This window comes from Cellulophaga sp. 3_MG-2023 (assembly GCF_030546975.1).
GTDB lineage: Bacteria > Bacteroidota > Bacteroidia > Flavobacteriales > Flavobacteriaceae > Cellulophaga.
In genome coordinates this window covers 1-13,914 of record NZ_JAUOPS010000012.1, presented here as the reverse complement: position 1 = coordinate 13,914, position 13,914 = coordinate 1, and the positions used below count along the sequence as shown (strand labels likewise).

Here is a 13,914-nt window from a genome sequence, read left to right as displayed (position 1 = left end):
ACATTATCACCATTAGTGTCTAGTTCAATAATAAGGTCTTCATTAGGATCTCCTTGACCTGTTAAAACAGGAGTAATGTCTATTGTACTAAAGCTGTCTACGGTTGGCACTGAATTATCTAAAACAATAGGATCATTATCTGTTGCTGGGTTAAGAGCTACATCTGTAACATCGGCAGTAACAGTAATTGGTCCGTTTGTAAGCCCAGAAATATCCGCATCTGTAGCCGTCCATAAGCCTCCAGAAACACTAGCCGTTGTTGTTATAGTATTTATTCCGTCACTAAATGTTATAGTAACGGTTTGACCATCCTCGACACCAGTAGTAGTACCCAAAATAGTAACATCATTAGCTTCTTCTTCATTAACAATATCATCAATTTCTATAGGTGTTGTAATATCTATAGTAGGTATTGTATTATCAAGAGTAACAGGATCACTATCCGTTGCCGGATTAAGCGCTACATCGGTCACATCTGCTGTAACGGTAATAGTACCATTATTCAACATAGAGATATCTGCATCTGTAGCGGTCCAGGACCCATCAGGGTTTACAGTTGCCGTAGTTGTAACAACAGGATTGGTACCGTCATCAAAAGTTACGGTTACCGTTTGTCCCGCTTCCACATCTGTGGTAGTACCGGAAATAGTAACATCACCATCTTCTGCGGCATTTACAATATCATCAACTTCTATAGGTGTTGTAATATCTATAGAAGGTATTGTGTTATCAAGAGTAACAGGATCATTATCTGATGCCGGATTAAGTGCCACATCGGTCACATCTGCTGTAACGGTAATAGTACCATTATTCAACATAGAGATATCTGCATCTGTAGCGGTCCAGGACCCATCAGGGTTTACAGTTGCCGTAGTCGTAACAACAGGATTGGTACCGTCATCAAAAGTTACGGTTACCGTTTGTCCCGCTTCCACATCTGTGGTAGTACCGGAAATAGTAACATCACCATCTTCTGCGGCATTTACAATATCATCAATTTCTATAGGTGTTGTGATATCTATAGTAGGTATTGTATTATCAAGAGTAACAGGATCATTATCCGTTGCCGGATTAAGTGCCACATCGGTCACATCTGCTGTTACGGCAATTGTTCCATTGTTCAACATAGAGATGTCTGCATCTGCTGCAGTCCAAGACCCATCAGGATTTACAGTTGCGGTAGTTGTAACAACAGGATTGGTACCGTCATCAAAAGTTACGGTTACCGTTTGTCCCGCTTCCACATCTGTGGTAGTACCGGAAATAGTAACATCACCATCTTCTGCTGCATTTACAATATCATCAACTTCTATAGGTGTTGTAATATCTATAATAGGTATTGTATTATCAAGAGTAACAGGATCATTATCCGTTGCCGGATTAAGTGCTACATCGGTCACATCTGCTGTTACGGTAATTGTTCCATTATTCAACATAGAGATATCTGCATCTGTAGCGGTCCAAGATCCATCAGGGTTTACAGTTGCCGTAGTCGTAACAACAGGATTGGTACCGTCATCAAAAGTTACGGTTACCGTTTGTCCTGCTTCCACATCTGTAGTTGTACCAGAAATAGTAACATCACCATCTTCTGCGGCATTTACAATATCATCAACTTCTATAGGTGTAGTGATATCTATAGTAGGTATTGTATTATCAAGAGTAACAGGATCATTATCCGTTGCAGGGTTTAGCGCTACATCTGTAACATCTGCTGTAACGGTAACAGTACCATTATTCAACATAGAGATATCTGCATCTGTAGCGGTCCACGATCCATCAGGATTTACAGTTGCCGTAGTTGTAACAACCGGATTGGTACCGTCATCAAAAGTTACGGTTACCGTTTGTCCCGCTTCCACATCAGTGGTAGTACCGGAAATAGTAACATCACCATCTTCTGCGGCATTTACAATATCATCAACTTCTATAGGTGTTGTAATATCTATAGAAGGTATTGTGTTATCAAGAGTAACAGGATCATTATCTGATGCCGGATTAAGTGCCACATCGGTCACATCTGCTGTTACGGTTATTGTTCCATTAGTTAAACTTGAGATGTCTGCATCAGCTGCAGTCCAAGCATTACCTGTTACAGTAGCTGTTGTAGTGATGGTATTAGTTCCATCAGAAAAAGTTACGGTAACAGTTTGGTTATCTTCTACGCCAACAGTAGTTCCAGAAATAGTAACATCACCATCTTCAGCTGCATTTACAATATCATCTACTTCTATTGGTGTAGTTATATTTATTGATGGTAGTATATTGTCTAAGGTAATTGCTTCATTATCTGTAGCAGGATTAAGAGCTACGTCTGTTACATCTGCCGTAACGGTAATTGGTCCGTTGTTTAACCCAGATATATCTGCATCTGCTGCTGTCCATACATTACCAGTTACAATAGCCGTGGTAGTCACAGTATTTGATCCGTCAGATAAAGTTACTGTAACTATTTGGTTGTCCTCAACATCCGTAGTTGTACCAGAAATAGTTACGTTTTTATCTTCAGTGGTATTTACAATATCATCTCCTTCAATAGGAGTATCAATATCTATTGTTGGCACTGTATTATCTAAAATAATAGGATCATTATCTGTTGCAGGATTCAGCGCTATATCGGTAACATCTGCCGTAACAGTTATTGGTCCATTAATTAATCCAGAAATATCTGCATCTGTAGCAGTCCAAGTATTACCAGTAACAATAGCTGTTGTAGTCACAGTATTTGTACCATCACTAAAAGTTACAGTAACAGTTTGGTTGTCCTCCACACCAGTGGTAGTACCAGAAATAGTAACATCGTTATCTTCTGCTGCATTAACGATATCATCTCCTTCAATAGGAGTTGTAATATCTATAGTTGGCACAGAGTTTTCAAGTATTACAGGATCATTATCTGTTGCAGGGTTTAAAGCTACATCAGTTACATCTGCAGTAACAGTTATTGGTCCATTATCTAACATAGAGATGTCAGCATCAATAGCAGTCCACGTACCACCGTTTACAGAAGCTGTTGTAGTTACAGTGTTACTACCGTCATCAAAAGTTACCGTTACGGTTTGACCGTCTTCTACACCAGTAGTAGTACCGGAAATAGTAACATCACCATCTTCAGCTGCATTAACAATATCGTCTCCTTCAATAGGAGTTGTAATATCTATAGTAGGTAATGAGTTATCTAATCTAATAGGATCATTATCGGTTGCGGGGTTACCTGCAATGTCTTCAACATCTGCCGTAACAGTTATTAGTCCATTAGTTAAACCGGAAATGTCAGCATCTGTAGCAGTCCAAGAATTACCGGTAACATTAGCTGTAGTAGTCACTGTATTTGTACCATCACTTAAGGTAACAGTTACCGTTTGGTTGTCCTCCACATCAGTAGTAGTACCAGAAATAGTAACATCCTTATCTTCTGCTGCATTAACAATATCATCTACTTCAATAGGAGTTGTAATATCTATAGTAGGTATTGTATTTTCTAAGGTTATAGGATCATTATCCGTTGCAGGGTTACCGGCTAAATCTGTAACATCTGCTTTAACGGTAATAGTACCATTATTCAACATAGAAATATCTGCATCTGTAGCGGTCCAAGACCCGTCAGGGTTTACAGTCGCCGTAGTTGTAACAACAGGATTAGAACCGTCATCAAAAGTTACGATTACCGTTTGTCCTGCTTCTACATCGGTTGTGACACCTGAAATAGTAACATCACCATCTTCAGCAGCATTTACAATATTATCACCTTCAATAGGTGTAGTAATATCTATAGTTGCGTCTACATCGTGAACAATATCCCTAGTTGCTTGTGTCGCAGCATTACCTGCTAAATCTGACACATTTGCCAATATAGTCTCTAAAGGATCAAGTGCTTGAGCTTCTGCAGCACTGATATCAAATGTCCAATTACCAGAAGATACGGTAGCGGTATAGGTATTACCATTTAAATTAACAGTTACTATTTGACCATCTTCTGCATCTGTTGTTCCGGATATGGTAACAGGAGAATTATCTTCTATTGCATTGACAATATCATCTACTGCAACAACATTGATAGCTATAACTGGGTTGGTAATATCAACAGTTAGTAATGCAATATCTGAGACAGCAGGAGAACATACATATGAAAGTTCTGAAATTATAACTCCATATTGATATCCGTCTTGAGCTACAGTTATTCCAGATAAAGTTAGAGTAGAAGTAGTACTTCCTGTGTAAATATCAGAATTATTTGCATCATCAATATCAACAAAACCACCACCGGATTGGTCATCTACTTGCCATTGATACACTAGGTTTGTTCCTGTAGCAGTAACAGAAAAAGACTCTGATGTATCTGCATTTGTAATAACATCTTGCGGCTGATCTGCAGTATTGGCTATAGTAGGGGCAACACCAGGTTGCTGAAAGTCATATTGAGAATTACTTGCACTATCTTCATTATTAGGAACAGTGTAACCATCTGTTACATCAGTATCAATTACAACTCCGTTAGCATTAACCGTTGTTGGTGCATCTCCAAGTATACCATCACCGTTTGGATCTGTAAAACCAGCTTCAATAACATCAAAACATAAATCACCATCTGAATCTAATTCTAAAAAGTCAGGAATACCGTCAGGTGTGCTTTCAGAATCAGCAATTGTATAATTAACAGTGCCACTATTTTCTTGTCCGCTGTCTTGCACACTATTTGGAACACCATCTGTACCAACAACACCATTTAAAATTCCGTTTGTGTGTGCTTGGTTGCTCCCTGCCTCAACAATATCATATATACCATCATTATCAGCATCTAAATCAAAATGATTTGGAACTCCATCTAAATCAGTATCAAAATCATCAACAATACCATCAGAATTTGTATCGGCACCTAAGTCTAAATCTCTAAAGTTAAGTATTCCGTCTCCATCATCGTCTGCACTAGGGTCAAGTCCGCCAGGACTTTCTGCAGTATCTAGAATACCATCGTTATCATCATCTAAATCAATAGAATCTGCTATACCATCCAAGTCATTATCATCTATACCAGCTTCACGGTAATCTACTTCTGATGTTGCATTAATAGCTATATTTGGCAGGTCTGAAGCTCCATTATTTTGATCGTCATTCGTATCAAAAAGAGCACCTGAAGTATCTACATCGTCAAAATCATCTAAAAGACCATCACCGTCAGCATCTAAGTTGTTTGAAGCCGAATTAAAACCAGCTTCTTCGGTATCACTAAGGCTATCTTCATCAGAGTCTAGATCTAAATAATCAGGGTTTGCATCTATATCTGTATTTTCAGGTATTAACCCACTTGGGTAATTTGTATCTAATCCGTTTGCGTCAAATGTATTTGAAGGGGCTACATATCCTGTTGTTGGTTGCGCCTCTACATTATCTGGAATACCATCATTATCAGAATCAATATCTAAATGATCTTCTATACCATCATTGTCACTATCTATACCTTGGTAAATAGTATATACAGGAGCTGTTCCAGGTCCAGAAGCAGTAGTTGCAGAACCATCAGTATTATTAGAAGACGTAGTGTTTGTTGGAGTGAATAACCCGTTAATATCACAAGTTTGAAACAATACAGAACCTAAATAATTATTAGGAGAAGACGTTAGTAATTCACCACTAAATGTTATATCTAAGTTTGTAGTCTCATAAAAGTTGAAATATGCAGCAAGTTTAGCACCAAAATCTACTCCTGCCCACGTTTGTGGAGGACCTTGAAAAGTAGCTGTACCTGTAGCTAAATTTTCTGAAACTGTAAGTAATGAGTTGCTATCTATAGCATACAGTCCTGGTCTTGTTAAAGTAACACTTTCTCTTGTGTTGGCACCATCAATATCATAAATAACACCACCAAACCTTATAAGATTAACTTGAAAATTTGTTCCTGTTGCAACTAAACGTACATTAAAAGACATACCTCCTGTAGCACCAGTAGTACCACCAATTGTAAAGTTTGGTTGCCAAGCGTTTTCACTACCAGAAGCATTATCATCAATAGAGACCAAAGTTGCATTATCAATATCCGTAATTCTAACAATAGCATCTAACACACCTAATGATGAACTTACCACTGTAGAAAACCTATATTCAGCACCTAATGTACCCGCTCCGGATCCACCGCCAATGTATGTACCTCCATTAAATGAGCCAGCAGGTATACCACAAGCATCACCTTTTGTATCTGTAGGTGTAAACCCTAAAGATTCTACATAATCTAAAATTCCATCGTTATCATCATCAATATCTAAATCATTATCTACGTTATCCCCATCTGTATCTATAGGGTCTATATGTGTTGTACCATCTCTAAAATCTACTTCACTTGTAAAAGGATCTTGATCATTAGGAAAGTTTGTAACCTGTTGGTTGCTATTTGTAGGTCCGTTAGGATCAGCAATTCCATTAGTTTCAGTTGTACTATTATCAAAACCATCTTCTAGACCATCGTTATCAACATCATTATTTGTTGGTAAGGTGTCAGCAATATTATCTCCATCTACATCATAGGCTTCTACATAATCTGTTAAACCATCATTATCTGAATCTAAATCTCTAAAATCTGGAGAGTCTGCACCATCTGAGTTAGCAGGCTGGTTTATAGATATACCAGACCCGGAAGATGTTTCATAATTGTCAGCAAGACCATTACCATCACCATCCGCACTTGGAGGTATATAATTAGATGTTGATTGCCATTCAATATTATCAATAATACCATCATCATCACTATCCAAATCTAAATAATCTGGATTAGTACCACCATCTGTATTTTCCGGAATATTTGTAAAACTACCACCGTTATCGGCATCAAAAGCATCATCTACACCATCATTATCTGTATCGTTACCAGATAACTGTACCAAACCGGCATCTGTTTGCGATTCTACTAAATCTCTAATACCATCATTATCAGAATCAATATCTAAATAGTTAGGACTTCCAGAACCATCACTATCTGCAGGAATATTTATAACTCCGTTGCCATCTATACCTCCGTCTTCAGCGCTATTAGGAATACCATTTGTTCCGGGAGCACTTTCTGCAGTGTCTATAGATCCATTTCCGTCTAGGTCTAAACTTCCGTTTCCAGTTTCAACAACGTCTGGTATACCATCATTATCACTATCTAGGTCTAAGTAATTAGGAATACCATCGTTATCAAAATCTGTTGTTCCTTCAACAACATCGGTAATACCATCATTATCATCATCCTCATCTATATTATTAGCTACACCATCTCCATCATTATCTAAATTGTATATTTTAGTTGTAGAGGCAGAACTTGAGTTTCCTGCAGCGTCAGTTGTAGTAACACTACCTTCAATGGTCAAATCTACATCCTCTTGTAATTCAGATCCAGGTACGTCAATACTAAAAACTCCTCCAGAATCTACAGTACCAGTGTAGTTTGTTCCGTTTATGGTTAAAGTAACCGTGTCTCCGGTGTTAAAATCACCACTTACTGTACCTGTTATAGGTATATTATTTGCAGCTTCGGAAGCAGTGACAAGGTTATTTGTAGTAACATTGTCTATAACTATTGTTACTACAGGAATTGTATTGTCTAATGCTATTGGATCATTATCTGTAGCAGGGTTTAAAGCTACATCAGTAACATCTGCAGTAACGGTTATTGGTCCGTTGGTTAAAGCAGAAATATCTGCATCTGTAGCAGTCCAGGAATTAGCGCTAACAGTAGCAGTTGTTGTCACAGTATTTGTACCATCAGAAAAAGTTACGGTTACTATTTGATTATTTTCTACACCCGTAGTTGTACCAGAAATAGTAACATCATTATCTTCTGATGCATTTACAATATTATCACCTTCTATAGGTGTTGCAATGTCTATTGTAGGTAATGAATTATCAAGTGTAACAGGTTCGTTATCTGTAGCCGGATTTAATGCTACATCGGTAACATCTGCAGTTACGGTAATTGGTCCGTTGTTTAATCCAGATACATCGGCATCTGTTGCTGTCCACACACCACCAGTTACTGTAGCCGTTGTAGTTACAATGTTTGATCCATCAGAAAAAGTTACGGTTACTGTTTGATTGTCTTCAACTCCGGTAGTTGTTCCTGACACACTAACATCGTTATCTTCTGATCCACTAACCACATTGTCCCCTTCAATAGGAGTATCAATATCTATAGTAGGTAAAGAATTATCTAAGATGACAGGTTCATTATCTGTTGCAGGGTTTAGCGCTACATCAGTAACATCTGCAATAACAGAAATTGGTCCGTTAGTTAAAGTAGAAATATCTGCATCTGTAGCAGTCCAATTGTTACCAATGACAGTAGCTGTAGTAGTTACTGTATTTGTACCATCACTAAATATAATAGTTACAGTTTGGTTGTCTTCTACACCCGTAGTTGTACCAGAAATAGTGACATCATTATCTTCAGACGCATTTACCACATTATCCCCTTCAATAGGCGTAGTAATATCTATAGTTGGCACAGAGTTTTCAAGTGTAACAGGATCATTATCTGTTGCTGGGTTTAACGCTACATCGGTTACATCTGCAGTAACAGTAATTGTACCGTTAGTTAAACCAGAAATATCTGCATCTGTAGCTGTCCAAGAGTTACCCGTAACAGTAGCCGTTGTTGTCACAGTATTTGTACCATCAGAAAAAGTTACTGTAACAATTTGACCGTCTTCTACACCAGTAGTAGTACCGGAGATAGTGACATCACCATCTTCAGCTGCATTCACAATATCATCTCCTTCAATAGGAGTTGTAATGTCTATTGTAGGTAATGAGTTATCTAGTGTAATAGGATCATTATCTGTTGCTGGGTTTAGTGCTACATCGGTAACATCTGCAGTAACAGTAATTGTACCGTTAGTTAATCCAGAAATATCTGCATCTGTAGCAGTCCAAGAGTTACCCGTAACAGTAGCCGTTGTTGTTACAGTATTTGTACCATCAGAAAAAGTTACTGTAACAATTTGACCGTTTTCTACGCCAGTAGTGGTACCAGAAATAGATACATCATTATCTTCAGATGCATTTACTACATCATCACCCTCAATAGGAGTTGTAATGTCTATTGTTGGCAATGTATTATCTAAAGTTACAGGTTCGTTATCTGTAGCAGGATTTCCGGCTATGTCTTCAACATCTGCGGTAACAGTAATTGTACCGTTAGTTAATCCAGAAATATCTGCATCTGTAGCGGTCCAATTATCACCAGTTACTGTAGCCGTTGTGGTTACAGTATTTGTGCCATCAGAAAAAGTTACTGTAACAATTTGGTTGTCTTCAATACCAGTAGTGGTACCAGAAATAGACACATCATCATCTTCAGATGCATTAACAACATCGTCACCTTCAATAGGAGTAGTAATATCTATTTTAGGAGGTGTTTTATTTCCTTTTAATGTTATAATTAAGTTAGCTATGTCAGAATTAGAACCATCAGATAATCTATATTCAAAAGTTTCAGTAAGAGTTTGTCCTATTAGTAAACCAGATACATTAGGGTTGCTAACATCTGGTGTATATGTATAACTACCGTCACTATTTACTGTAATAGTACCATATGTGCCAGTATAAACTGTATTTACGTTCCCTGCGCTGGCATCAATTTCAATAATCTGTATCATTGGATTATCTCCTTGCCAGTAAATATCAGACACACCCGCTATTTGAGCATTAGGGTTTGCATCGGTAACATCTGGACCATAATTATAACCTAATCTTAATTGATTTATAGGTTCGTTAAAAAATACATTTACATTACCTGTTGCATCACTCTCAATTGCACTACCTGTGCCATAAAAAGTATTACCAGAAGTATTTACAACACCACCAGTTGTTACAAAAGTGAAGTTCGATGCAGTTCCATCTAATGAACCATTTATAGTTATTTGATCTTGCCAAGTAGTACTTTGAGAATAATCAATATCGGTAACAAGAAAACCTAAATTAAATACTGGTTCATTAAAAGTTATAATTAACTCTGTGTCTCCAGAGGGGTTTGTTGCTGCATCTATTTGGTAAAGCAAGTAACCTGTGTGTCCACCATTAGTACTAGTAGTTAAAACTATCTGGTTGTTAACCGTACCTACAGATGAAGGATCTGTAGATATAAAACTAAGTTGTACTCCTCCAATAGTTTTTGATTTTCCATTAACAGTTTCACCATTGGTAAATTGATTTTCCCAGACTAAAGTAGATAAACCTCTATCTACATAATCAGCTCCATCAACACCTATATCGGTTATTATATTACCAGAGACGTCACTCTCTACTACAACAGTTATTTCATCGGTATTATCTAATGCAATAGGTGCTTCATCAACACCATTAATAGTCACTGTAAGTATACCATAATCAATATAACCATCTGGATCTCTAATAGTGTAAGAAACAATGTCCTGAAGTGCTTCTCCACTTTTTAAACCTGTTACCGATGAGTTAGCTTCATCCACATCATATACATAACTACCGTTTGCTTGTATAGTGACACTACCGTACAATGTGTTATAAACACTACCAACACTGGCAGGATAAACATCAACTTCAGATACAAAAATATTATTTCCATAATCAGGAGTTCCATCGGTCAATACGTTTCCTGTAACAGTTCCTGTAGAGCTAGCACTAATATTATTAATATTATCATATGCTACTGGTTGTGTATATACATTAAAGAAAGTCTGAGAAATACTAGATTGAGCAAAACTATCAGTAAACTGAACATCTATTGTTCTTAAACCATCTGTTTGAGGTTCAGATAAATTACCGTAATAAGTACCAGCTATAAAAGCTTGAAAAGATGCGTTTGGTATTGGGTTTCCAGAGAATTCAGTAATTAAGAATGTTGTGCCAGATGTTTGTGTTACTAAAATATTGGTACCTCCAAAGTTAAATACCCTAGAAGGATAAGGGGCAGTACCACCTAAGTAAAATAATATAAATCCACTACCGTCATTAAAAGAAATTAATTCTCCAGTGGGTGTATCGGCAACTCCAGAAACAGATATAGTTGCACTTTGTACAAAACCATTATCAGAAGTCACAGAAGGGCTTATACCTATTGAATATATATTGGATGTTGATGGATCTAGAGTATATGTGTTATTATTGCCGGCCGTAAAAGCATTTAAATCTAATATGGGATTTGCAAAAATTACATTTTCACTTGCATTATCAAGTTTACTCTTATTATAGGATAGTAAATTTATAGGAATACATAGGTAGAGGACGGTTAAAAAAAGTAAACGAGATAAATTTGGTCTTTTTTTAGTTGATGGGAATTTTCTGATCATGTGTTGATTATTTTTTAACTGGGGAAATCTTTAAATAATTGTTAATGATATGTATGTATTTATATTTTGACTTATGTCTACATTTTATTTTTTTTTTGTTAATTGATATTTCTTAATTACGTTATAGTAAAATTATTACAATAAATTAAAAATAAAGACTGATTGGTACTTTTCTTTATGTTTGTTATTTAAGTTTTTGTTTAAAATTTTGTTAAATTTTATTTAAGGTTAAATATTTTGAGTATTTGTATATGTCTTGATCGTAAAAAAGAAATAATAAGAGGGTTAACTGTAACCAATTAATATATCTTACATATTGTAAATGCGGAGTTTATAACTCTAAAATATAGCTTATTTGTATGATAAAAGCTAGATTGATAATCCGTCTTTTTTGTAAGAAAAAAATAAATAAATGAATTGTTTTTTATTAATTGTAATGATGTAAAATTTAACTTTTTATTTAAAAAAAGGCGTTATGTATTTAATCATTAATTTATAAAAAAATAGTGCGTATTACTCACTTTTGTTGTGTGTTTCTACATATTTGTATGTGAAATTGCTCTTTTTGTATGTAAAACTTTTTTATGTCTAATACACTTAATAATTAACGTTTGATAATAAATTAATTACTGTAGTCCTCTTTAAACGTTAAAGGAATATTAAAGTGTTGTGTTTTGTATTGTTTTGTTAACGTTCGTTCATATATTTGAATCTTGTTTTTTTATGAAAACAGACCTCAATCAAAATAGTATCAAACTAACTTTATGAAAAGAATAACAAAAAAGGAATTATTTTTTGAAAAGACACTTAAGCTAATAAGTGAAAAAGGATTTAAGGCAACTACAATGCGTGATATTGCGCACGAGTTAAATTTTGAAGTTGCTAATGTTTACAATTACATAGATTCTAAAGAAGCTTTATTAGAAGATTATATATTTAGTACGTTAGAGGAATTTGTGGTGTATTTGGACAATATTATGAATTCTTCTTATTCTCCAGTTGAAAAACTAAAGTTTGTTATTTCTAAACATGTACAATACACGCTTAATAAGCCTTATGAGGTTTCTCTTTTTGTGTATGAGTGGCGTAGTTTAAAAGATGAAAAGTTAGAAGACTTTAAGGTTAAAAGATCAGGTTATATTAGTACTGTTAGTAATATAATTGAAGAAGGTATTGCTGAAGGTTCCTTACGTAAAATGGACAGTGAGTTTTCAACGTTTATGGTAATTTCATCAATGCGATGGTTGTTTAGTATGATAACCAATGACGATATAAAAGTAAACCCAATAGAGATAGAAAAGCAGTTAACAGATTTTATATTTAAAGGGATAGAGAATAAATAAACACTTATTGTTTATTATAAAAAAAGAGGAAGCTTTAGCTTCCTCTTTTTTGTTTGTTTTATGTTTTAGTTTTTAATTACAATAAACTCAGATCTTCTATTTTGTTGGTGTTGTTCTTCGGAGCATTTGCTATTAGAATCGCAGTTGTTAGTTAGTTGAGATTCCCCAAAACCTTTGCCTGACACACGCTCAGGCGCAATACCATTGTCTAATAAATACTTTACCGTTTCTTTGGCTCTTCTGTTAGATAATGCTTGGTTGTAAGCAGTAGTAGCTCTAGCATCAGTATGTGATCTAACTTCAATAACCACCTCTGGATATTCTTTAAGATATGCAAATACTTGTTGCATTGTAATTTGTCCATCAATCCTAATAAACGATTTATCAAGGTCAAAATAAATAGGATCTAATTTTAAGTACTTAGTTAAATCTGTACCAATAGGGGCAGCCCTTTTAATAGGATTTAATTTTACAATAACAGGATCAATTTCTTTGTTACGTTCTATAGCAAAAGAGGTAGTTCCGTTTTCAAACTCTATTTTTTGTCCCAGTAGGGTATAGGTATCCTCCCAGCAAATATCATCAATTGTAAAGTTTCCTTTTTTATCAGTTTTAGTTTCAAAAACCAAAGTGTTTTCTTTGTCTTTTACTTGCACAGCAGCGTCTGCAATACTAGCACCTGTTTTAAGATTAACAGCAGTACCTGTAATTGTATTATAGCAATTAAGGTTTAGTTCTTTTGTTTGAACAAAGCTATAAATATCATCATATCCTTTACCACCATCACGGTTAGAGGCAAAGAATCCTTTTTGAGTGTCTTCATCAAAAATCAAAGAAAAATCATCTTGTTTGCTGTTTACGGGTTTCCCAATATTTAAGATGTAAGAGTCGTTAAAGTTATCAGTAATTTGTGTAGCAAAAATATCTAAACCACCAAGTCCAGGATGTCCATCAGAGGCAAAATACAAGATGTTATTTTTAGATACAAACGGAAACGTTTCTCTAGATTCTGTATTAATTTTATTACCAAGATTTAGGGGAGCACTAAATGATCCGTCAGCAATAATATCTACCACATACAGGTCAGACATACCACGCGTACCAGGCATATCAGAAGCAAAATATAATTTTGTTTCATCAGGCGATAGGGCAGGGTGTGCTACAGAATACTCATCACTATTAAAAGGTAGTTCTGTGATTTTTTTCCATTGGTCACCAACTTTTGTAGCTCTGTATAATTTAAGTCTACTAACGCCATCTTTATCGCGGGCAAA

At 35.7% G+C, this 13,914-nt stretch carries 3 protein-coding genes; 1 reads left to right on the top strand and 2 read right to left on the bottom strand.

The features are described from left to right. On the bottom strand, positions 1–11,297 hold an 11,297-nt coding region (locus Q4487_RS16955), incomplete at its 3' end, for an Ig-like domain-containing protein (protein ID WP_303571923.1). Between the two features lie 764 nt (positions 11,298–12,061). Here Q4487_RS16955 and Q4487_RS16950 point away from each other — a divergent pair. Beyond that, a complete protein-coding gene (locus tag Q4487_RS16950; protein ID WP_100895555.1) occupies positions 12,062–12,640 on the top strand; it encodes a TetR/AcrR family transcriptional regulator in 579 nt (192 codons plus the stop codon). Positions 12,641–12,705: 65 nt separating this feature from the next. On the opposite strand, the gene Q4487_RS16945 is transcribed toward Q4487_RS16950, so the two are convergent. Continuing rightward, positions 12,706–13,914: OmpA family protein (locus tag Q4487_RS16945; protein ID WP_303545738.1), on the bottom strand; the 1,209-nt coding region annotated here is incomplete at its 5' end.

Bases quoted from the DNA above. Each gene is read 5' to 3' on its own strand.
- Q4487_RS16950 (WP_100895555.1), top strand. From the start codon at position 12,062: ATGAAAAGAATAACAAAAAAGGAATTATTTTTTGAAAAGACACTTAAG.